The sequence below is a fragment of the Stenotrophomonas sp. ZAC14D1_NAIMI4_1 genome (genome assembly GCF_003086775.1).
Taxonomy (GTDB): Bacteria; Pseudomonadota; Gammaproteobacteria; order Xanthomonadales; family Xanthomonadaceae; genus Stenotrophomonas.
On the sequence record NZ_CP026001.1, the window covers coordinates 4,090,700 to 4,113,241 of the forward strand.

Sequence of the window (22,542 nt, forward strand, 5' to 3'; positions counted from 1 at the left end):
ACCCCGCCGAAGCGGGGTTTTTCTCAACACATCAGCCGTCGCTGGGTATCAGTCGATATCCAGGAAGCTGCGCAGCTGCTCCGAGCGGCTCGGGTGACGCAGCTTGCGCAGGGCCTTCGCTTCGATCTGGCGGATGCGCTCGCGGGTCACGTCGAACTGCTTGCCGACCTCTTCCAGCGTGTGGTCGGTGTTCATGTCGATGCCGAAGCGCATGCGCAGCACCTTGGCTTCCCTCGGGGTGAGGCCGGCCAGCACGTCGCGCACGGTTTCAGACAAGTTGATGTTGGTGGTGTTCTCGATCGGGGACTCCACGTTGGTGTCCTCGATGAAGTCGCCCAGATGGGAATCCTCGTCGTCGCCGATCGGGGTTTCCATCGAGATCGGCTCCTTGGCGATCTTCATCACCTTGCGGATCTTGTCTTCCGGCATGTCCATTTCCTTGGCCAGCTCCTCCGGCGTGGCCTCGCGGCCGTACTGCTGGAGCATCTGGCGGGAAATGCGGTTCAACTTGTTGATCGTCTCGATCATGTGCACCGGAATACGGATGGTGCGTGCCTGGTCGGCAATCGAGCGGGTAATCGCCTGGCGGATCCACCAGGTGGCGTAGGTCGAGAACTTGTAACCGCGGCGGTATTCGAACTTGTCCACGGCCTTCATCAGGCCGATGTTGCCTTCCTGGATCAGGTCGAGGAACTGCAGGCCGCGGTTGGTGTACTTCTTGGCGATGGAGATGACCAGGCGCAGGTTGGCCTCGACCATTTCCTTCTTGGCCTTGCGGGCCTTGGCTTCGCCGTAGGCCATGGCGCGGCTGATTTCCTTCAGCTCGTCCAGGTCCAGCAGGGTCAGCTTTTCGATGTCGATGGTGGCCTGCTGCTCGGACACGATCTGGTCCTTCACCTCACGCAGCGCCGAGGACCACTTCTGCTTGCGCTTCAGTGCGTCTTCCACCCATTCCAGGTTGGTCTGGTTGCCTTCCCAGGAACGGATGAAGTCCTTGCGCGGCATGCGGGCGGTGACGGTGGCCAGGTTCAGCACGCGGCGCTCATGCGACTTGATGTCGGCCATGGTGTCGCGCAGCTGCTTGGTCAGCACGTCGGTCAGCGGCAGCGGCAGCTTCAGGGTGACGAACACCGCCGACATCTCCTCGCGGAGCTTCAGCAGGTTCTTCTTGTCGCCCTTGGCGGCGGCCTTCTTGAAGGCATTGAACGCGTCGGTCAGCGCCTGCATGCGCGCGGCGACTTCCTCCGGGTCCGGACCGGTCGGTGCGGCTTCTTCATCACCGCCGTCGACATCATCGTCCTCGTCCTCGTCGGCGTCGTCATCGCTGTCGTCGCTGTCATCGGACGCAGCAGCGGCCGGAGCCGGCACTTCGTCGGAGAGGTCGTTGAAGCCGACGATCACTTCGGCCAGGCGCTTCTTGCCTTCCTTGTGGGCGTCGTAGTCGGACAGCAGCGATTCGACCGAGACCGGGAACTGGCCCAGGGCAGCCTGCACCTGCGAAAGGCCTTCCTCGATGCGCTTGGCGATGGCGATTTCGCCTTCGCGGGTCAGCAGCTCGACGGTGCCCATTTCGCGCATGTACATGCGCACCGGATCGGTGGTGCGGCCACCTTCGGTGTCCAGCGCGCTCAGCGCTGCGGCGGCTTCTTCGGCCGCGGTGTCGTCGACCTCACGGTTGCCCGTGTTGCCGTCGTTGAGAAGCAGGGTTTCCACATCCGGCGCAACTTCATGGACATCAATGCCCATGCCGTTGATCATGCCGATGATGTCTTCGATCTGTTCCGGGTCGACCATGTCGTCCGGCAGATGGTCATTGACTTCGGCGTAGGTCAGGTAGCCCTGTTCCAGGCCCTTGCTGATCAGTTGCTTGATTTCGGATTGGGCAGGACGTTCGTTGGCCATGTAGTGCTCGCGCCACCGGCTAGGGAGAAATAGGGAACGTAGCATTATACCAGCCCGGGGCCCCGCCTGCCGGGCGGTGGTCCCGGCGGCCTAGGGCCTGAGAAGGAAGGTCACGGGACCGTCGTTGACCAGGCTGACGACCATATGGGCACCAAACCGGCCTGTTTCCACCCCCGGGGCGTGTTTTTCACGGCAGATCCCGACAAATCGATTGAACCCGCGTTCAGCCTCGTCCGGCGGGGCGGCGCTGGTGAAGCTGGGCCGCATGCCCGACCGGGTATCGGCAGCCAGGGTGAACTGGCTGACCAGCAGCAGCCCGCCCCCGGTATCGCGCAGCGAACGGTTCATTTTTCCCGCCTCATCTGCAAATACACGGTAGCCAAGCAGGCGATCGGCCATCCGCTGCAGCTGCGCCTCGGTATCGCCCGGTTCCATGCCCACCAGGGCCAGCAGGCCGGGGCCGATCTGCCCGACCGCCTCGCCCTCCACATGCACGGCAGCCTGGGTGACACGCTGGATCAGGACGAGCATCGAAGGGCTCCAGATAACGGGGGCGGCCACGATAGCAGCGCCCTTGGCTAAACTGGGGCCAATGAATCCGCAACGCAAAGCCCGGCTGGTCCATCGCGCCACCACCCTGTTCGCCCGCCTGCCCTGGCCGCTGCTGCGGGGGTTCGCGCACGCCGTGGCCTGGGCGTGGATCCGCCTGAACGCCCGCGAGAGCCGGGTGACCCGGCGCAACCTGGAGCTGGCCTACCCGGAGATCACCGGCGACGCGCGCGACCGCCTGCACCGCGAGCTGCTGCGCTCGACCGCCCTGCAGGCCATCGAAACCCTGCGCCTGTGGAGCCGGACGCCGGCCGACAACCTTCGCCTGCACCTGAAGGAGCAGCACGGCGCGGCCCTGTACGACGCGGCCCTGGCCAGCGGCAAGGGCGTGATCGTGGCCGCCCCGCACTACGGCAACTGGGAGCTGTTGAACCAGTGGCTGGCCTCGCGCGGGCAGATCGCCATCGTCTACAAGCCACCGGAGGACGAGGCCAGCGACGCCTTCCTGCAGCTGGTGCGTGGCGGCCAGAACGTGCAGCAGGTGCGCGCCGAAGGCCCGGCGGTGCGCCAGCTGTTCAAGGTGCTCAAGGACGGCGGTGCCACCGGCATCCTGCCCGACCAGCAGCCCAAGGCCGGCGACGGCGTGTTCGTGCCGTTCTTCGGCGTGCAGGCGCTGACCATGACCCTGGTCAACCGCCTGGCCGAGCGCACCGGCGCCACCGTGCTGTACGGCTGGTGCGAGCGCATCGGGCCGGACATGGAATTCGCCCTGCACATCGAACCGACCGACCCGGCCGTGGCCGACCCGGACCCGCAGGTGGCGGCCACCGCGCTCAACGCCGGCATCGAGCGCATCGCCCGCCGCGATCCCACCCAGTACCAGTGGACCTACAAGCGCTACACGCTGCGCCCGCCGGGCAGCGGCGAAGATGACCCGTACGCCACCGAAGAACATCCCCATTGAGGACGGCGGCGGCTGGCCTGCGACCGGCTGCCGCAGTACGTTGAATACCGCGCTGGCGCCCCCATAGAGACTGCGATGTCCGCCTCCCCCGGTCCTGCCATGCCTGCTTCTTCCCTGTTCGGCGATCCCGCCGCGATCCGCTGCGAACGCGCGGTGGCCGAGCTGCGTGCCGGTCGCCCGGTGCTGCTGCACGATGGCCAGGGCCAACGCCTGGCGGTGATCGCGCTGGACAGCGCCACGGCCAGCAGCTTCGCCGCCTTCGCCAGCGCTGCGCGCGAGCGCCATTACCTGTTCCTGACCGCCACCCGGGCCCGCGTGCTTGGCGTGGAGGCCGCCGAGGGTGCGCGCCTGCCGCTGGCCGGCGTAGCCTTCGATGCCCTGCCCTCGCTGGGCTACCTGCGCGAACCGGGGCCGATGCCGGAAGGCTGGAGCGCGGGCGACGACTTCGATGCCGGCGCGGTGGAACTGGCCCGCCTTGGTCTGCTGCTGCCGGCGATGGTGGCTGTGCGCCTGGACACCGGCGACCACACCTTCGACGGTGCGGCCGAGGTGGCCCTGTGCGACCTGGCCGAAGGCGCGGCCCATGCCGCCCATGATTACGAACTGGTGGCGCGCTCGCCGGTGCCGCTGCGCGACGTCGGCATGACCACCTTCGCGGTGTTCCGCGGCGGCGTGGCCCAGCGCGACCAGGTCGCGATCATCGTCGGTGAGCCCGACCTGTCGGCGGTGGTGCCGGTACGCGTGCATTCCTCGTGCCTGACCGGTGACCTGTTCGGTTCGCTCAAGTGCGACTGCGGCGACCAGCTGCGGCGCGGCCTGCGCAAGCTGAAGGAACTGGGCGGCGGCGTGCTGCTGTACCTGGACCAGGAAGGCCGCGGCACCGGTATTGCCGCGAAGATGCGCGCCTATGGCTACCAGCACGACGGCCTGGACACCATCGACGCCGATGCACAGCTCGGCTTCGGTGCCGACGAGCGCCGCTACGGCAGTGCGGTGGCGATGCTGCGCGGCCTGGGCATTTCGCGCGTGGCCCTGCTCAGCAACAACCCGACCAAGGCACAGCGCCTGCGCAATGCCGGCATCGAAGTGCTGGACTGCATTCCGGTCACCGGCGAGATCACCGCCGAGAACGAGTACTACCTGCGCACCAAGGCAGACCGTGCCGGCCACATGCTCGATGTCGACGCGCTGATCCAGGCCGCCCAGTAACGCGGCCGACCTGCTACCGTCTGCGCGGGGTGGCCACGACCACCACCGCCCTGCCCCGCTGCCCGACGGACGCCCGCGTGACCGAACTGCCTTCGCCTGCATCGCCGCACATGGACCACCTGGACCACTGGCAACCGCTGCCGCTGCGCGCCGCCCGCCTGGCTGCGCTGGGGGGCGCCTTTGGCGGCCTGTTCGTGCCCGGCGCGCCACTGGCCGCCGCCTGGTGGTTCTTCGATCTGCCCGGTGGCCTGTGGGGTGCATCGGTCGGCCTGCTGGCCGGCCTTGCGTTCGGCGCCTGGCTCGGCCACCGGCGAATGACCCGCACACGCTGGCGGCTGGATGCCCAGGGCCTGGGCCTGCGCCGCGACCTGATGTGGCAGCTGGAAACCCGCATTCCCATTTCCCGCGTGCAGCACCTGGACCTGCGCCGTGGGCCACTGGAACGCCGCGCCGGGCTGGCCACGCTGATCGTGCACACGGCCGGTACGCGCCTGAGCGCGGTGACCGTCAGCGGCCTGGACGAGGCCGATGCCGAGCGCCTGCGCGACACCCTCGCGCACCAGCTCGACCAGGACGCCGACGCGCTGTGAGCCTGCCGCCGTCCATGCCGCCGTCCCTGCCGCCTGCGCTGCCCGGCGATGGCCAGGAGCATCGCCTGCACCCCTGGTCGTGGCTGTTCGTGCTGCTGATGCAGCTGCGCCACTACCTGCTGCCGCTGGTGGCGCTGCTGGTGTTCGGCCAGCGCGGCGACCGCGACCCGATGTGGGCACAGCTGGTTCCGCTGTCAGCCATTGCCGTGCTGGTACTGGTCTCGGTGCTGCAGTACCTCAGCTACCGCTACCGCATCGGCAGTGATGCGATCACCGTGCGCAGCGGCCTGCTGTCGCGCAACCGCCGCGAGATTCCCTTTGCCCGCATCCACAACGTGGAGGTGCGGCAGAACCCGCTGCACCGCCTGTTCGGGGTGGCGGAGCTGCGTCTGGAATCGGCCGGTGGCGTGCGCCCGGAAGCGGAGATGCGCGTACTGAAGCTGGACCAGGCGCTGGCGCTGGAACGGCTGGTGCGCCAGCGCGGGCAGGCGCCGCAGGCCGTGCCCGGCGATGCAGCACAGGACAGCGCCCGCGACGAGGAGGAGCGCGTGCTGCTGCGCCTGTCGGCGTGGGACGTGCTGCGCATGGGACTGCTTTCCAACCGTGGCTGGGCCTTGGCCGCGGCCGCCGTCGGCGTGCTGTTCCAGACCGTGCCGCGGCCGATGATGGACGACGCCCTCCAGCGCGGTGGCCGCCAGGCCTTCGGTTACGTCAGCCATCTGCACGCGGGCCTGACCGGCACGCTGCTGCTGGTGGCCGCCGCCCTGCTGCTGGGCTGGCTGGGGCTGCGCGTGCTGTCGGTGGTGCTGACCGTGCTGCGCTACCACGGCTTCACCCTGAGCGAGCGCGAGCGCCGGCTGACGGTGTCTACCGGCCTGCTCAGCCGCACCCGCAGCAGCGTGGCGCGGCGCCGCATCCAGGCATGGACCCTGCGCGAAGGCACGCTGCAGCGCTGGTTCGGCCTGCGCCAACTGCGCATCGACAGCGCCGCCGGCGGCCCCGCACGCGATGACGACCGCGCCCTGCGCGAGCTGGCGCCGCTGGCCGCGGCCACCACCTGCGAAGGGCTGGTGCAGCACCTGCTGCCGCAACTGCAGTGGCCACCGGCACAGTGGCATGCCCTGCCGCAGCGCGGCTGGTGGCGGCTGAGCCTGGGCAGCCTGGTGCTGGTGCCGTTGCTGGCGGCCGCTGCGTACTGGCGCTGGGGCCCCTGGGGGCTGCTGGTGCTGGCCTGGCTGCCGGTGGCGCTGCTGGTGGCGCATCGGCAGATGGCGCGCATGGGCTGGCATCTGGATGGCCAGTTCGTGGCCGTGCGCGGCGGCTGGTGGCAGCGCTGGTGGCGCTGGGCCGAGCTGGACAAGGTGCAGGGCCTGCGCCTGCAGCGCTCGCCGCTGGACAAGCTGCTGGGCACCGCCAGCCTGCAGCTGGACACGGCCGGTGCCCATGGCGATGTGGCGCTGGCGCTGAACTACCTGCCACAGGCGCAGGCACAACAGGTGATGGAGCAGCTGGCCGCAGCACTCGCGCGGCGCAAGCTGCGCTGGTGACGGCGGGACCGGATCCCGGCCGCGCATCCACGCATGGCGTGGATCTACCGCAATCGGATTGCCGGCCAGCGGCCGGCACTACCCCATCACCGCTGCGACGGACCCCAGTACCCCAGGTCCTTGCGGATCTGCAGGTCGCGTACCCAGCTGCCAAACGGCTTGCGCCGCAGCGCGCCCATTTCGCCGGACAGGAAATCCTCGGTCGCGGCGATCACCCGCTCGCTGGAGCGGCCATCGCGGAACGGGTGGATGGCATCGGCATAACGCACGATCTCGGCCTGCAGCGCCGCCTCCGGGTGCAGCGCGCGCTGCAGCATCGCCGGCAGCTGCGCCGCATCATCGAAGTCGATCATGTGCGGCTTGGGCACGCGGTTGCGGAAGGTCACCACCGGCTTGTGCTGGACGATGAACTCCGAGACGATCGAGGAGGTGTCCGACACCAGCACGTCGGCCGCACGCTGCGCGGCCATCACCTGTTCCGGCTCGATGAAGCGCGCATTGGCACCGGCCAGCGCGCGGTAGCGCTCGAACAGTTCCGGCGGGCACTTGGGGTGCAGGGTCAGCAGCCAGTAGCGCTCGCCGGCGGCGATATCGGCGGCGATCGGCGCCAGCAGATGCGGGGCCGCACTCAGCCGCTCGGTGAACGTCGAGCCGAACAGGATGACCGGCCGCCCACCGGCCGGCGCACGCAGCGCGGCACTCTCGCCACCATCGTCGCGGAACAGCGGATCCAGCTTCGGCCAGCCGGTTTCGGCCACCGCGAAGTGCCCCTGCTGATCGGCGATCTGCCGGAACGGCGCGGTGGTGGCCGGCCCCTGCGTGCAGTACAGGTCGAACATGCCGCGCACCCGGAAGTGACCACGCGCACTGTCCCGTTTCTCCACGTTGAAGCCATGGAACAGCTGCACCTTGGCCCCGGCGAGGAAGGTCGGCACCCAGTTGGCGGCGCTGAACACCGCGCGCGGGCGCATCGCCAGGGCCTGCTTCAGGCCGATGCTGGGCACCCCGGGCAGGCTGCTGCCAGCCGCGCCGCCCTCGAACCAGGCGGCCACCTCCTGCCCGGACGCGTGCAAGGCCTGCGCCAACGGGGCGAGAATAGGCAGCGCATAGCGCTCCGTCGCAAACAACAGGTACCCGGCCATCATGTCCTCCACGACCGCTCCCATCGAACGGCCTCGCATCTCGGCGTGCATTATCGCGTTCAACGAGGCCGGGCGCATCGGCGACTGCCTGGCCTCGCTGGCCTTCTGCGATGAGATCGTGGTGGTGGACTCGCAGTCCACCGATGCCACCGTAGCGATTGCCGAGGCCGCCGGCGCCCGCGTGCTGCAACGCCCGTTCGACGGTTTCCGCAGCCAGAAGGCGTTCTGCGTCGAGCAGGCCCGCCACGACTGGGTGCTGTGCCTGGACGCCGATGAGCGCGTCAGCCCGGAACTGCGCACGGCCATCGAGCAGGCCCGCGACGGCGGCTTCAGCGGCCACGCCGGCTACCGCTTCGCCCGCCTCTCGGAGTATTTCGGGAAGTTCCTGCGCCACGGCAACGCCTACCCGGACCGGGTGATGCGCCTGTTCGACCGCCGCCAGGGCGGCTGGCGCGGCAAGCGCGAGATCCACGAAGCAGCCAGCGTCGATGGCAGCGTCGGCACCCTGCGCGGTGATCTCATCCACTACCCCTACCGCTCGCTGCAGCAGCAGCTGGCCAAGACCGAGAAGTACGCGCGGATGATGGCCGAGCACGAGTTTGCGCGCGGCAAGCGGGCCACGCTGGGCAAGCTGGTGCTGGCGCCGGCCTGGCGGTTCTGGCGCGGCTTCGTGTTCCGCGGTGGCTTCCGCGATGGCTGGCACGGCCTGGTCTACGCCTACGTGCGCGCCAACTACGTGCGGCAGAAGACCATCATGCTGTGGATGCTGGGCAACGGCCAGGCCGTGGCCGACCCGCGCAACGAATGATCCGGCATCCGTGCCGACCAACGGTCGGCACCCACCACCGCAGAACCCCCGTCAGGCCTTCGCCCGATGCCGTGCGCCTTCCAGCAGCGACAGGCCGGTCAGCAGGCCGACGATGGTCACGTAGAAACTGGCCGTCATCTGGTGGGCGAACATCGACTGGGTCAGCCCGCACAACGCGTAGGCAATGACGATCATCACGCCCGCCGCCGCCGGCCCGCGGAAAGTGACCCGCCCGCTGCGCCGGTGCAGATGGACGAACACCCACAGCGGCACGCCATACACCGCGATCAGCATCAGCAGGCCAGGCAGGCCCTGGGTCGCCGCCCATTCGGCCACGTCGTTGTGTGCATGGCCCAGGTGGCAGCGCACTTCGTCGGGGTCTTCGCGGCAGGCCGGCACGCGCTGCATGGCGCTGTCGAAGTGGCCGCTGCCAACACCGGTCAGCGGATGGTCGAGGAAGGTCTGCCAGGCCACCTGCAGGCGCTCGACGCGCGCACCGGCAGAGGAATCGACGTCGCCCTGCTCCAGCTTCTGCACATCGCTGTGCAGTTCGGTCAGGCGCACCTGGTGGCGCAGTTCGGGCACCGACAGCAGCAGGGTGGCGCCGATGGCCAGCATGCCCGCCAGCACCGACAGGCGGGCCACGCCGGTCCGCCAGCGCAGGCTCAGGGCCAGCACCACCAGCAGCGCCAGCAACGCAGCGAAGACGCCGCGGCTGCCGGTCAGCACGATCGTGCCGCAGCCGGCCGCCATGCCGACAATCACCAGCGACCAGCGTCGCGACGGGCGGCAGAACACCAGCAGCACCATCAGCATGACCACGATGTCGGCCAGCACGATGGCATTGGTGGTGAGCTCGGCACGCGGCGCGCCCTGCAGCACCTGCACCAGCGACAGCACGAAGCTGCCCAGCAGGCCGGCCAGCGCGCCGCGCCAGAGCCAGCGCAGGTCCGGGCGCAGCGCACACACCCACAGCGCGATCCACGGGATGACCAGGAACCGCGAACGGTTGTCGACGTCGCGCAGGCCCTGCTCGAACAGCAGCACCGACAGCAGGCCCAGCGCCACCGCCGCCAGCATCAGCGCGGTCAGCGCGCGCACGGGCGTGCCGCCCATACCCCGCGCACGCCACAGCAGCTCCGGCGCCAGCAGCGTGCTGACCAGCAGGGTCAACGCATACGGCAACAGGTTCACCGGTACGGTCAGTACCAGCGCCGGCATGCAGAACAGGCCGATCTGCGCGATCCAGTGCGCAGCGCCAAGGCGACCGCCGGCAGGCGCGGGCAACGGATCGGCGCGGGTGGGGCTCAGGTTGTCCGGTGAAGCTGGCACGTCGGGATTGATCGCTGCGGTCATGCGGAAGAAAACGGCGGCCCATGTCGCAGACCGCCCGCCTGATGTTTTACTGCCTTTGTGCACGCTTGGGCAGTCTGGACAATCCAGCCGCCACGTTATTGCTCGTTTCTCTGCAACCGCCGTTCACGTTTCAGTTCGGCTTCGGTCGGCACGCAGGGGCCATGCACCGCTCCGGCCGGTACCAACCACCAACGGCGACGGTTGGCGACACCGGCCAGCACTGCCCCGTCGCGGTCCACGCAGCCCAGCAGCGTATCCTCCTGGACCAGCAGCCAGCGCCGCTGCGGCGACAGTTGTTGCCACTGCACCCCCGCCTGCAGCTGCTCATGCCAGGGCACGGTGAAACCAAAGGTTGCTGCCGGGCGGTCCACCATCAGCAGATTCTGTTCCTTCCAGGCCACCAGGCCCAGCTCCGCATCGGCACCGATGCGCGCCCCGACCGAGCGCATCAGGCCGCGGGCGGAGCTGGAATCATTCAGCACCGGGTAGCCGACCAGGCTGTACAGCACCCACACCACGGCCAGCATCGAGACCAGCGCCAGGTGCCGCCGGGCCGGGCCGAACAGCAGCAGGCTGGCAATGCCGGCACCGCCCATGGCCAGCGCCGCCCACGCCATTGCCTCCATCGCCCCCGGGGCCAGGCCACGCTCCAGCACCAGCCTTGCCTCGAAACCGGGCGTGCCGAGCAGGGCCGACGCGCCGGCAGCCAAGGTGCCCAGCGCCAGCAGCAGGGTGAAGCCGCCCAGCAGCCGCTGGACGTCACGCCGGCGCAGCAGCCCTGGGATCAGGGGCGCCAGGGCCAGGCAGAACATCGGCAGCGTGGGCAGGATGTAGACGTCGCGCTTGCCGTGCGGGATGGAAAAGAACAGCACGATCAGCAGCCACCAGCCCAGCGGCAGCAGGTAGCGTGCATCGCGCCGCTGCAGGCGCCGTCGCCACGCCGGGATCGCCCACGGCAGGGCCAGGAACGCCGGTATCCACATCGACGGCATCGTGCCCAGGAAGTACCACCATGGCTGGTGGTGATCCCACGACTGCGTGTAGCGCTTGGCCGTCTGCCGGAACAGGATGTCGTCCAGGTAGGCCTGGTACTCGCCCGACTTGGTCGCCAACGCGGTCATCACCATCGGCACCAGCCACAACGCGGCGGCCAGCACGAAGGCCAGCGGCGCCAGCCAGAAGCGCAGGTCGCGCGCATGCAGGCGCACCCGCGGCCAGTGCCGTGCCGAGGCGATCGCCGCCGGCAGGATCATCAGCAGCGCGAGCATGCCCACGCCCTTGGTGATGACCCCGATGCCGGCGAAGAACCAGCCCGCCCACCACCAGCGCCAGGCCGGCCCCAGCAGCAGGTGGCGCAGCAGCCCGTAGTTGGCCAGGGTGATGAACAGCACCAGCAGCGGATCGATCTGCGCCTTCTTGGCCTGGAAGGTGAACTGCAGCGCGAACAGCAGCGCCCAGCCGGCGTACAGGCCGACCCGGCGCGTCCACAGCCGCCGGCCCAGGTCGACCACGCACCACAGGGTGCCCAGCGCGGCGATCAGCGAGGGCAGCAGGAAGGCCACCCGCCAGTTGCCGATCACGCTGTAGAGGGTGGCCTGCCACCACATCAGCATGGGCGGCTTGTCCGAATACAGCTCCAGCCCCCGGTGCGGGAACAGCCACTGGCCGCTGTCCACCATCTGCTTGGCGACCAGCGCGAAACGCGGCTCGTCCGACGGCCAGGGGTCGCGCAATCCGAGCCCCGCGCCAAGCACCAGCAGGGCCATCACTACGAACAACCACGTCTCGCGTGACGCGCGGGTTTTCAGCATGAGGACTTGGACAGCGGAGAGGTCAGGCTGTTTTTAGCAGACGCGCGTAGAAGAATCCGTCAGCATCGTCTTCACCGGGCAGGCGTTGGCGGGCGATGCCCTCGCAGTCCAGGCCGAAAGCGTCATCCAGCGGCGCCGCCTGGGCGTCCGGATGCCACTTCAGGAAGGCGCGCACCTGGTCCACGTTCTCCGCGCGCAGGATGGAACAGGTGGCATACAGCAGCACGCCGCCGGGGCGGAGCATCGCCCAGCAGGCTTCCAGCAGGCGCGCCTGCACCCCCACCAGCGCCTCGACGTCCTCGGCACGGCGGTGGAACATCACGTCGGGCTGGCGGCGGATGACGCCGGTGGCCGAACACGGGGCATCCAGCAGGATGGCGTCGAACGGGGTGCCATCCCACCAGGCCGCGGTATCGCTGGCGTCGGCCACCTGGGTCTGCACGTGCTCGCCCACGCCGGTGCGCGCATAGGTGTCCTTGGCCCGGGCCAGGCGCCGCGCATCGATGTCCAGCGCCAGCAGGCGCAGGCTCGGGTCGCGTTCCAGCAGGTGCGCGGACTTGCCACCCGGGGCGGCACAGGCGTCCAGCACCCGCGAACCGGCCGGCGGCGCCAGCGCATCGGCCGCGCACTGCGCCGACAGGTCCTGCACCGACAACGCGCCTTCGGCAAACCCCGGCAGCTGGTTGACCGGGCTGGCCACGGCCAGGCGCAGCGCATCGGCGCTCAGCGGGCTGGCCTCGGCGGCGATGCCGGCCTCGGCCAGTGCGGCCAGCGCCTTGTCGCGTCCACCGAGCTGGCGGTTGGCGCGCAGCCACAGCGGGGCCGGCTGCAGGCTGGCGCTGAAGATCGCCTCGGCCTGCTGCGGCCAGTCGCGCTCGACCACCTCGGCCAGCCAGGCCGGGAACGCGTCGCGCGCGGGTTGTTCGGGGAAGCCCTCGCGCTGCGCACGGCGCAGGATGGCGTTGACCAGGCCGGCCTGGCGCTCGCGGCCCAGCGCGCGCGCGGCGTCGACGGTGGCCGACAGCGCCGCATGGGCCGGCAGTTCCAGCACGTCCAGCTGGGCGAAACCGACCATCAGCAGGGTGCGCAGGTCGGCATCGCGCGCCGACAGCGGCTTCTGCATCCACGCCTGCAGCGCGGCGTCATAGGTGCTGCGACGGCGCAGTACGGCGAAGCACAGGGCTTCCAGCAGCGCGCGGTCACGGGTATCGGCCAGCTTGGGCAGGGCCCAGGCCAGTTCGGCCTTCAGCGAACGGCCACGGGTGAACACCTGGGCCAGCACGCGGGCGGCCAGCATGCGGGTCGCAGCGCCCGGCGCGGCCTTGGCAATGGAGAAATCGTTCTGCTTCGACACCGGCTTACGCTCCCACGCGCAGGTCGCGGCGCGCATTGAGGTAATCGGCGGCGGTGATCGCCTTGCCGCCCTCGCGCTGCAGTACGCGCAGGCGCAGGGCGCCCTGCCCGCAGGCAATGTCGATGCCTTCGCGGCCGGCGGCCAGCACGGTGCCCGGGGCCTGGCCGTGGGCCAGATCCAGTGCCACGGCGCCATGGATGCGCACGCGCTCGCCGGCCAGCTGCGCTTCGGCGATCGGCCATGGGTTGAACGCACGCACGGTGCGCGCCAGTGCCTGCGCGTCCTGCACCCAGTCCAGCTTCGCTTCGGCCTTGTCCAGCTTGTGTGCGTAGGTGACGCCCTCTGCCGGCTGCGGCCGCGCGATCGGCTTGATGCCCGCGCGCAGCAGGCCCAGGCCGTCGGACAGCACCTGCGCGCCCAGCGCGGCCAGCGAGTCATGCAGGTCGCCACCGGTGGCGGTGTCGGCAATGGCCAGCTCCTGGTGCAGCAGCACGGGGCCGGTATCCAGGCCCGCTTCCATCTGCATCAGGCACACGCCGGTGGTGGCATCGCCGGCCTGGATCGCGCGCTGGATCGGCGCGGCGCCACGCCAGCGCGGCAGCAGCGAGGCGTGCACGTTCCAGCAGCCGTGGGTCGGGATGTTCAGCACGGCGCGGGGCAGGATCAGGCCGTAGGCCACCACCACCATCAGGTCCGGCTGCAGGTCACGCAGCTGCTGCTGGGCGACCTCGTCCTTCAGGGTTTCCGGCTGGTAGACGGGAATGCCACGGGCGACCGCTTCGAGCTTGACCGGCGACGGCGCCAGGCCACGGCCACGGCCGGCCGGGCGGTCGGGCTGGGTGTAGACGGCCACGACCTCGTGATGGCGCGCGGCCGCACGCAGCGACGACACCGCGAATTCCGGCGTACCGGCAAAGACAATCCTCATGGCTACCCCACTTGCAGGATGGATTCGTGCAGAAAGAACAACGGCGCCGTCGGCCGGCGCCGTACAGCCCGCGCCGTAAGCGCAGGCAGGGGCCGCCGTGAAGGGCGGCCCGCGATGGCGGTCAGGCGACGTGCTTGCGCTGCTTGGCCAGCTTCTTGCGGACCATTTCGCGCTTCAGCGGCGACAGGTAATCGATGAACAGCTTGCCGTCCAGGTGGTCCATCTCATGCTGCACGCACACGGCCAGCAGGCCGTCGGTGCTCAGCTCCTGCGGCTGCCCCTGGCGGTCCAGGAACTTCACCGTGATGGAATCGGCGCGGGTCACGTCGGCGAAGATGCCCGGCACCGACAGGCAGCCTTCCTGGTACACCTGGCCCCCGTCCTTGGCGACGATTTCCGGGTTGATGAACACCCGCGGTTCGTTCTTCTCTTCGCTCACGTCGATGACCATGAAGCGCTTGTGGACGTCCACCTGGCTGGCGGCCAGGCCGATGCCCGGGGCGTCGTACATGGTCTGGAACATGTCGTCGATGAGGGTCTGGAAGGCCGGGGTGGTGACCTCGGCGGCATCGATCAACGCAGCCTTGGTACGCAGGCGCGGATCGGGGAACTCAAGAATGGGGAGCAGGGCCATGGCTGTTTCCGGGTTGGGGGCCGGGGATACGCCGGCATACGTCGCAGATTCTATCTGCAACGCTTGCCTTGCGCCCCGGTTTCTGGACTATAGTGCGCGAACCTGTTGGGGAATCAGGGCTTCGCACCTATGTTGCTTCGTTTTCGTACGGTCGTCGCTGCGGCGATGCTGACCGTGGCTGCCTATGCTACCGCCGTTGAAGTGAACGGCGGGCACCCGGACACCTATGTGGTCCGCAAAGGGGACACGCTGTGGGACATCGCAGGACGTTTCCTGCAGAAACCCTGGCTGTGGCCCGAGATCTGGCAGGCCAATCCGCAGATCGCCAACCCGCATCTCATCTACCCGGGTGACGTGCTCAGCCTGGCCTACCTGGACCGCGTGACGGCCCAGCCCGGCCCGCGCACGGAAGCCCCGGTGACCGGCGTGCCGCTTTCGGAGGTCGAACCCTTCCTGAAGCAGCTGCGCGTGGTCGACAGCATCGACCAGCTGCCCTACGTGGCCGGCCTGGAAGACAACCGCCTGCGCGCCACCAGCGGCCAGACCGTGTATGTCCGCCTGGCCGATGCCCAGGTGGGCCAGCGCTGGGCCGTGGTCCGCCCGACCGTGCGTTACGGCCAGCCCAAGCCGACCGAGGACCTGACCGCCAACGGCGATGTCACCCCGGGCAGCGGCAACCTGTGGCAGGCCTACAACGCGCCCAACCACCGCCGCGGCGTGCTGGGCTATGAACTGGCCCAGGTCGGCCTGGGCACCCTGACCAAGGTGGCTGGCGGCAAGACCGAAGCCTCCACCCTGGTGCTGGACGCCAACACCAACGGCCGCGAAGTGCGCGCCGGTGACCGCCTGGTCCCGGTGGAAGCCCAGCCGTACGACCTGCAGTTCTTCCCGCATGTGCCGGCGGCCAGCCTGGAAGGCCTGGACGTGCGCGTGCTGGCCGTGACCGACATGTTCAATGCCGGCGGCCCGCGCGATGTCATCGCCATCTCGGCCGGCCGCAGCCAGGGCGTGGACAACGGCACGGTGTTCTCGCTGTGGCGCCAGGGCAGCCATGTCGCCCACCGCATGAAGTACCCGAATTCCTCGCGCATGGACGATTCGCCGTCCACCGGCGCGGGCCGGGTCAGCCTGCCGGACGAGTACGCCGCCCACGCGATGGTGTTCCGCACCTTCGACAACGTCAGCTACGCGCTGGTGATGCAGGGCGTGAAGCCGGTGAAGGTGGGCTACAGCGCCCAGCACCCGGACGCGAAGTAGAGTCGACCGTTGGTCGACTGCTCTCCCAACCGCCCGCGACAGTCCGCGGTAGTCGACCAGCGGTCGACTCTACCCAGCGGGCGACCCCGGTAGAGTCGACCGTTGGTCGACTGCTCTCCCGACCGTCCGCGGTAGTCGACCAACGGTCGACTCTACCCGCCTTCGGCGGACTCCCCTGACAGCAACATGCGAAAGCGCCCTAGGGCGCCTTCGTCGCTCGTGGCCGATAGTCGGGCGATGCCTGATTCCACCTCCGCCCCCGATGCCCTCGCCCGCCTGGCCCTGGCCGGCGGCCCGCTGGCGCCACGCCGCGCCCTGCTGCTGGCCAGCGGCAATGCCGACGCCGCCCTCGCCCTGGGGGTGGCCGGCTGGCGCGCCCATGGCTGTTCGGCGGAACAGTGCGCAGCACTGCAGCAGCCCGACCCCGCAGCGCTGGCCACCACTCTGCGCTGGCTGCAGCAACCGGGCCGGCAGTTGCTGGGCTGCGCCGATCCCGCCTTTCCGCCATTGCTGCAGGACATCCCGCAGCCACCGCTGGCCCTGTTCGTGGCCGGTGACGCCAGCCTGGCCTGGCATCCCGCGGTGGCGGTGGTCGGCAGCCGCTCGCCGACGCCCACCGGGCGCGCCCTCGCCGCCCGCTTTGCCGGTTGCTTCGTCGAGGCCGGCCTGGCGGTGACCAGCGGCCTGGCGGCCGGCATTGATGCGGCCGCCCATGCCGCCGCGCTGGATGCGGGCGGGCGTACGGTGGCGGTCATCGGCACCGGCCCGGACCAGGCCTATCCGCCCGGCAATGTCCGCCTGCAGGCCCGCATCGCCGACGAAGGTGCCGTGCTGAGCGAGTACCCGCCGGGCACCCCGGCGCGGGCGGGGCAGTTTCCGGCGCGCAACCGGCTGGTGGCCGGGCTGGCCCTGGCCACGGTGGTCATCGAGGCCGCGCAGCGCTCCGGCGCCCTGATCACCGCGCGCCTGGCGGCGGAGGCCGGGCGCGAGGTCGGCGCAGTGCCCGGTTCGGTGCTGAATCCGCGCGCGGCCGGCTGCCACCGGCTGATCCGTGAAGGCGTGGCCCTGATCGAGCGGCCCGAAGACATGCTGGAGCTGCTGGCCCCTGCCCTGCGCCAGCAACTGCCCGGCTTGCAAAGCCGCCTTGCCACCCCCACTGAACAGGCTTCGCCGGCAGACCTGCCGGACCGGTGGGCGAACGACCCTGACTACCAGAGCTTGTGGCAGGCACTGGACCACAACCCAAGCGGTATGGATTCATTGATCACGCGTTGTGGATTGACGGCGCCTGAGGTGTCCTCCATGCTGCTGGCCATGGAACTGGCGGGAATCGTGGTGTGCGTACACGGCCGCTACTGTCGAACTCCCTAGTTTCTTCACCTCCACAGCGTCGCCCGACGCAGGCCGAGGGGCAATGAAAGAGAGCATCCTTGACGTACTGTTGTACCTGTTTGAACACTATTTCAGCGAAGATGCGGACCTGATCCGCGACCGCGACTCGCTGCAGAATGGCCTGATCCAGGCCGGTTTCAGCCCCACCGAGATCAACAAGGCCTTTGACTGGCTCGACGCGCTGGCTGCCCAGCGGCCGAGCGTGGCGCAGGCCCGGGTCGACGGTCCCGTGCGCGTTTTCCACGGCCCCGAGCTGGACAAGCTGGACGTGGAATGCCGCGGCTTCCTGCTGTACCTGGAGCAGCACGGCATCCTCGACGCCGACCAGCGCGAGCTGGTGCTGGACCGTGCCATGGCCCTGGACCAGGACGAACTGGACCTGGACGACCTGAAGTGGGTCGTGCTGATGGTGCTGTTCAACCAGCCGGGCGCCGAAGCGGCCTATGCCTGGATGGAAACGCAGATGTTCATGGACGAGCCAGAACCCCTGCACTGACCTTACACTTGGGGACCGAGCGCATTCAGGAGCGTCCCCGTGAGTGAGTGGTTTCACGCCCAAGGCAACCGCCAGCAAGGCCCGTTGCCGGCGGAACAGTTGATCGAGCTTTTCCGCAGCAACGAAATCACCCTGGACACCCTGGTCTGGCGCGACGGGCTGCCGCAATGGCAGCCCCTGCGCAGCGTGGTCGACGAACTTGGCCTGATCGTGCCGGCCGTGGACGCCCCGGTCGGTGTCCCGCCGCCGCCGGCCGCTCCGCAACCGCCCATCCTGCCGCCGGAAGCGCCTTACCGCGCCAGCGCCGCCGCCAGCACGACCCTGCCGCCGCCCAAAAAGGGCCTGTCCGGCTGCGCGCTGACCGCCATCATCGGCGGCGTCGCCCTGCTGGTGCTGGTGCCGATCCTGGCCATCCTCGCCGCGATCGCCCTGCCCGCTTACAACGACTACATCCTCAAGGCCAAGGTGGCCGGTGCGGTCACCGCCCTGCAGCCGCTGAAGGAACAGGTGCAGCGCTTCGCCGACGACCAGGGCCGCTGCCCGGGTGCCAACGACGCCGGCTTCCCCGAAGCGGGCAGCTTCGCCAGCCAGGGCCTGTCGGCGGTGCACATCGGCCGCTTCAACAACGGCCATTGCGGCATCGAAGCCACCCTGGCCGTTCCCGGCAAGGCGATCGACGGCGACCTGTTGTGGCAGGAGTACGACCGCGAAAGCGGCCGCTGGGAATGCACCGGCGAAAGCGACGACAAATACCTGCCCGTGCAGTGCCGCGGCTGAGCCGCCGGCCACGCAGGCGGCATGACTTCCAAGGACGACCCAACAGGGGACAGCAATGACTGAGTGGTATTTTGCCGAAGGACAGCAACGCCAGGGACCGTTCCCGGTCACCGAGATCCGCCAGCGATTCCAGCGCGGGCAGCTGACCCTGGACACGCTGGTGTGGCGCGAGGGCATGGGCCAGTGGGCCGCCCTGCGCCAGGTGGTGGACGAGCTGGGCCTGCAGACCCTGGCCGACGCCAGCGAAAACACCGCCTCGGGCGGCTTCGACCTGCGCGGTGACTATGCCGCCATCGACAACGGCACCGCGCCGCTGCCGGGTACCGGCGCCCTCAGCTCGCCCTACAGCGCCCCCAGCGCCGCAGGCGGCTATGCCGACACCACGGTGGTGACCGGTGGCGAGGTGGTCTATGCCGGGTTCTGGAAGCGCTTTGCCGCAGCCTCCATCGATTCCATGGTGATGATCGGCGTGCTGGTCGTGGTGTTCGTGGTCGGCGCGATGATGTTCGGCGGCATGACCGCTTTCATGGGCGACCTCAACTCGCCGGAAAGCTCCCCGGGCATGATGCTGTTCATCGTGCTGGGCGTGTACGGGCTGCCGACCGTCATCCAGGCCGTGTACTTCACCATGATGCACGCCTCCGCCCGCCAGGCCACGCTGGGCAAGATGGCCGTCGGCATCAAGGTCGTCCGCACCGATGGCCAGCGCCTGGGCACCGGCCGCAGCCTGGGCCGCTGGGCCGCGCTGTTCCTGTCCTATGTGTTCAGCTGTGGCCTGGCCTACATCGTCTCTGGCTTCATGGCCGGCATGACCGCCCGCAAGCAGGGCCTGCACGACATGATCGCGGACACCCTGGTGGTGGACAAATGGGCCTACACCGACCACCCGGACCGCCAGCGCCACGAACTGGGCACGGTCACCGTTGTGGTCATCGTGCTGGCGATACTGGCCGCGCTGGCCTATGCCGGCCTGTTGGTGATGAGCGTGGTGATGGCTGCCAGGCAGTCGTAAGCCCTCCCCCTGCCCCGGCCCGCGACAGGGCACGAGGGACGGGGGAATCGCCATCCCGCCACGCTTTTCCTCACACCGGGCCGCTTGACACGGGTGGCTCGGGCGTGATTCCTCTAATAAGGAAACCTGAACGCCCGGCACATTACCGGGCGTTCAGTTTATGGATTTGCCCGTGGCCGCTTCACTAATGCGGCCGTTTGCTCCACCCTAGCGGCCCCTTCCCCCGGTCCGCCCACAGACCTTTCCCGACATGCCCAAGCACCTGCTCATCGTCGAATCGCCGGCCAAGGCCAAGACGATCAACAAATACCTCGGCAAGGATTACACCGTCCTGGCCTCGTATGGGCATGTGCGCGACCTGATCCCGAAGGAAGGTGCGGTCGACCCGGACAACGGGTTCGCCATGCATTACGACGTCATCGACAAGAACGAGAAGCACGTCGATGCCATCGCCAAGGCCGCCAAGGGCGCCGACGACATCCTGCTGGCGACCGACCCGGATCGCGAGGGTGAAGCGATCAGCTGGCATATCGCCGAGATCCTGAAGGAACGCGGGCTGGTCAAGGACAAGCCGATGCAGCGCGTGGTCTTCACCGAGATCACCCCGCGCGCCATCAAGGAAGCCATCAACCAGCCGCGGGCCATCGCCAGCGACCTGGTGGACGCCCAGCAGGCGCGCCGCGCGCTGGACTACCTGGTCGGCTTCAACCTGTCGCCGGTGCTGTGGCGCAAGGTGCAGCGCGGCCTGTCCGCCGGCCGCGTGCAGAGCCCGGCACTGCGCATGATCGTCGAGCGCGAGGAAGAGATCGAAGCCTTCATCGCCCGCGAATACTGGTCCATCGGCGCCGAGTGCGCGCACCCCAGCCAGCACTTCAACGCCAAGCTGATCAAGCTGGACGGGCAGAAGTTCGAGCAGTTCACTGTCACCGACGGCGATACCGCCGAGGCTGCCCGCCTGCGCATCCAGCAGGCGGCGCAGGGTTCGCTGCACGTCACCGACGTGGCCAGCAAGGAGCGCAAGCGCCGTCCGGCGCCGCCGTTCACCACGTCCACCCTGCAGCAGGAAGCCTCGCGCAAGCTCGGCTTCACCACCCGCAAGACCATGCAGGTGGCGCAGAAGCTGTATGAAGGCGTCAACATCGGCGACGAAGGCACGGTCGGCCTGATCTCGTACATGCGTACCGACTCGGTGAACCTGTCGCAGGACGCATTGGCCGAGATCCGCGACGTGATCGCCCGTGACTACGGCATCGCCTCGCTGCCGGACCAGCCCAACACCTACCAGACCAAGTCCAAGAACGCCCAGGAAGCGCACGAAGCCGTGCGCCCGACCTCGGCCCTGCGGACCCCGGCCCAGGTCGCACGTTTCCTCACCGACGACGAGCGCCGCCTGTACGAGCTGATCTGGAAGCGTGCGGTGGCCTGCCAGATGATCCCGGCCACGCTCAACACCGTCAGCGTCGACCTGTCCGCCGGCAGCGAACACGTGTTCCGCGCCAGCGGCACCACCGTGGTCGTGCCTGGCTTCCTGGCCGTGTACGAGGAAGGCAAGGACAACAAGAGCGCCGAGGACGAAGACGAAGGCCGCAAGCTGCCGGCGATGAAGCCGGGCGACCGCATTCCCCTGGAACGCATCGTGGCCGACCAGCATTTCACCCAGCCGCCGCCGCGCTTCACCGAAGCGGCGCTGGTGAAGGCGCTGGAAGAGTACGGCATCGGCCGTCCCTCGACCTACGCCTCGATCATCCAGACCCTGCTGTTCCGCAAGTACGTGGAAATGGAAGGCCGCAGCTTCCGCCCGTCCGACGTCGGCCGTGCGGTGTCCAAGTTCCTGTCCAGCCACTTCACCCGGTACGTGGATTACGACTTCACCGCCAAGCTCGAGGACGAGCTCGATGCCGTCTCGCGCGGCGAGGAAGAGTGGATCCCGTTGATGGCCCGCTTCTGGGAACCGTTCAAGGAGCTGGTGGAAGACAAGAAGGAATCGGTCGACCGCGCCGAGGCCAGCGGTGCCCGCGAACTGGGTACCGACCCCAAGACCGGCAAGCCGGTCAGCGTGCGCCTGGGCCGCTTCGGGCCGTATGCCGCCATCGGCAGCACCGCCGAGGACGCCGAGGAAAAGCCGAAGTTCGCCTCGCTGCGCCCCGGCCAGTCGATGCACACCATTTCCCTGGAAGACGCGCTGGAACTGTTCCTGATGCCGCGCGCGCTGGGCGAGGACAACGGTGAGCCGGTCAGCGTCGGCATCGGCCGTTTCGGCCCGTTCGCCAAGCGCGGCAGCACCTACGCCTCGCTGAAGAAGGAAGACGACCCCTACACCATCGACCTGGCCCGTGCGGTGTTCCTGGTCGAGGAGAAGGAAGAGATCGCGCGCAACCGGATCATCAAGGAATTCGAAGGCAGCGACATCCAGGTGCTGAACGGCCGTTTCGGCCCGTACATCAGCGACGGCAAGATGAACGGCAAGATCCCCAAGGATCGTGAGCCGGCCTCGCTGACCCTGGCTGAAGTGCAGCAGCTGATGGAAGAAACCGGCAAGCCGGTGCGCAAGGGCTTCGGCGCCAAGAAGGCCGCTGCGAAGAAGGCACCGGCGAAGAAGGCGGCAGTGAAGAAGGAAGCCGCGCCGAAGAAGGCGGCGGCCAAGAAGGCCGCGGCGAAGAAGGCTCCGGCCAAGAAGGCGGCCAAGAAAGCCGTCAAGAAAGCGGTGAAGAAGTAGATCCACGCCATGCGTGGATGATCTGCCGGAATGTGCGGACCAACGGTCCGCACCCACCACCCACCACCCGTTCTGCACGCCGCAGGGGGATAATGGAG

At 68.9% G+C, this 22,542-nt stretch carries 19 protein-coding genes; 11 read left to right on the forward strand and 8 right to left on the reverse strand.

Annotated features, from left to right (window positions below):
- Window positions 1–48 precede the first annotated feature (48 nt).
- Entirely contained in the window at window positions 49–1,902 is a 1,854-nt protein-coding gene (gene rpoD, locus C1927_RS18670) for an RNA polymerase sigma factor RpoD (RefSeq protein ID WP_108747452.1), read from the reverse strand.
- Window positions 1,903–1,992: 90 nt separating this feature from the next.
- On the reverse strand, window positions 1,993–2,433 hold the full coding sequence (dtd, locus tag C1927_RS18675) for a D-aminoacyl-tRNA deacylase (protein ID WP_079223626.1): 441 nt from the start codon (window positions 2,431–2,433) through the stop codon (window positions 1,993–1,995).
- Between the two features lie 61 nt (window positions 2,434–2,494).
- Here dtd and C1927_RS18680 point away from each other — a divergent pair, with 61 nt between their 5' ends.
- From C1927_RS18680 to C1927_RS18695, 4 genes are all read left to right on the forward strand, one after another.
- Complete coding sequence (locus C1927_RS18680) at window positions 2,495–3,415, forward strand: lauroyl acyltransferase (RefSeq protein ID WP_079223627.1); 921 nt, start codon at window positions 2,495–2,497, stop codon at window positions 3,413–3,415.
- Window positions 3,416–3,490: 75 nt separating this feature from the next.
- Complete coding sequence (gene ribA, locus C1927_RS18685; protein ID WP_079223629.1) at window positions 3,491–4,624, forward strand: GTP cyclohydrolase II RibA; 1,134 nt, start codon at window positions 3,491–3,493, stop codon at window positions 4,622–4,624.
- Between the two features lie 110 nt (window positions 4,625–4,734).
- Window positions 4,735–5,214 (forward strand): PH domain-containing protein, encoded by a 480-nt coding sequence (locus C1927_RS18690; protein WP_108747885.1) that lies wholly within the window; start codon window positions 4,735–4,737, stop codon window positions 5,212–5,214.
- A 14-nt stretch (window positions 5,215–5,228) separates the two neighbouring features.
- Window positions 5,229–6,761 (forward strand): PH domain-containing protein, encoded by a 1,533-nt coding sequence (locus tag C1927_RS18695; RefSeq protein ID WP_079225388.1) that lies wholly within the window; start codon window positions 5,229–5,231, stop codon window positions 6,759–6,761.
- 86 nt (window positions 6,762–6,847) lie between these two features.
- Here C1927_RS18695 and C1927_RS18700 read toward each other — a convergent pair whose 3' ends face one another.
- Window positions 6,848–7,906 carry a CDP-glycerol glycerophosphotransferase family protein gene (locus C1927_RS18700; RefSeq protein WP_079223631.1) on the reverse strand — a complete coding sequence of 353 codons (1,059 nt, stop codon included), beginning with the start codon at window positions 7,904–7,906 and terminating at the stop codon, window positions 6,848–6,850.
- Between C1927_RS18700 and C1927_RS18705 the strand changes: the two genes are divergently transcribed.
- Window positions 7,905–8,711 carry a glycosyltransferase family 2 protein gene (locus tag C1927_RS18705; protein WP_079223633.1) on the forward strand — a complete coding sequence of 269 codons (807 nt, stop codon included), beginning with the start codon at window positions 7,905–7,907 and terminating at the stop codon, window positions 8,709–8,711. The two genes, C1927_RS18700 and C1927_RS18705, sit on opposite strands and share 2 nt — an antisense overlap.
- A 51-nt stretch (window positions 8,712–8,762) precedes the next feature.
- Here the strand turns inward: C1927_RS18705 and C1927_RS18710 are convergent, their stop codons facing one another.
- The 5 genes from C1927_RS18710 to def form a co-directional block, all read right to left on the reverse strand.
- On the reverse strand, window positions 8,763–10,067 hold the full coding sequence (locus tag C1927_RS18710; protein ID WP_108747453.1) for an O-antigen ligase: 1,305 nt from the start codon (window positions 10,065–10,067) through the stop codon (window positions 8,763–8,765).
- Window positions 10,068–10,162: 95 nt separating this feature from the next.
- Entirely contained in the window at window positions 10,163–11,878 is a 1,716-nt protein-coding gene (locus C1927_RS18715; RefSeq protein WP_108747454.1) for a glycosyltransferase family 39 protein, read from the reverse strand.
- 22 nt (window positions 11,879–11,900) lie between these two features.
- A complete protein-coding gene (gene rsmB, locus C1927_RS18720) occupies window positions 11,901–13,232 on the reverse strand; it encodes a 16S rRNA (cytosine(967)-C(5))-methyltransferase RsmB (RefSeq protein ID WP_108747886.1) in 1,332 nt (443 codons plus the stop codon).
- Between the two features lie 4 nt (window positions 13,233–13,236).
- Window positions 13,237–14,160, reverse strand: a complete 924-nt coding sequence (fmt, locus tag C1927_RS18725) for a methionyl-tRNA formyltransferase (RefSeq protein ID WP_108747455.1) — start codon at window positions 14,158–14,160, stop codon at window positions 13,237–13,239.
- Between the two features lie 121 nt (window positions 14,161–14,281).
- On the reverse strand, window positions 14,282–14,794 hold the full coding sequence (gene def, locus C1927_RS18730; RefSeq protein WP_079223642.1) for a peptide deformylase: 513 nt from the start codon (window positions 14,792–14,794) through the stop codon (window positions 14,282–14,284).
- Window positions 14,795–14,923: 129 nt separating this feature from the next.
- Here def and C1927_RS18735 point away from each other — a divergent pair, with 129 nt between their 5' ends.
- From C1927_RS18735 to C1927_RS18760, 6 genes are all read left to right on the forward strand, one after another.
- Entirely contained in the window at window positions 14,924–16,051 is a 1,128-nt protein-coding gene (locus C1927_RS18735; protein WP_108747456.1) for a LysM peptidoglycan-binding domain-containing protein, read from the forward strand.
- A 237-nt stretch (window positions 16,052–16,288) separates the two neighbouring features.
- Window positions 16,289–17,422, forward strand: coding sequence for a DNA-processing protein DprA (gene dprA, locus C1927_RS18740; protein ID WP_254051503.1), 1,134 nt, complete (start codon window positions 16,289–16,291; stop codon window positions 17,420–17,422).
- Between the two features lie 43 nt (window positions 17,423–17,465).
- Window positions 17,466–17,939: a DUF494 family protein gene (locus tag C1927_RS18745; protein WP_079223647.1), complete on the forward strand. Its 474-nt coding sequence runs from the start codon at window positions 17,466–17,468 to the stop codon at window positions 17,937–17,939.
- 39 nt (window positions 17,940–17,978) lie between these two features.
- Complete coding sequence (locus C1927_RS18750) at window positions 17,979–18,716, forward strand: GYF domain-containing protein (RefSeq protein WP_108747458.1); 738 nt, start codon at window positions 17,979–17,981, stop codon at window positions 18,714–18,716.
- A 55-nt stretch (window positions 18,717–18,771) separates the two neighbouring features.
- Window positions 18,772–19,728 (forward strand): RDD family protein, encoded by a 957-nt coding sequence (locus tag C1927_RS18755; RefSeq protein WP_079223650.1) that lies wholly within the window; start codon window positions 18,772–18,774, stop codon window positions 19,726–19,728.
- A gap of 250 nt (window positions 19,729–19,978) precedes the next feature.
- Window positions 19,979–22,444: a DNA topoisomerase I gene (locus C1927_RS18760; RefSeq protein WP_108747459.1), complete on the forward strand. Its 2,466-nt coding sequence runs from the start codon at window positions 19,979–19,981 to the stop codon at window positions 22,442–22,444.
- Window positions 22,445–22,542: the final 98 nt, after the last annotated feature.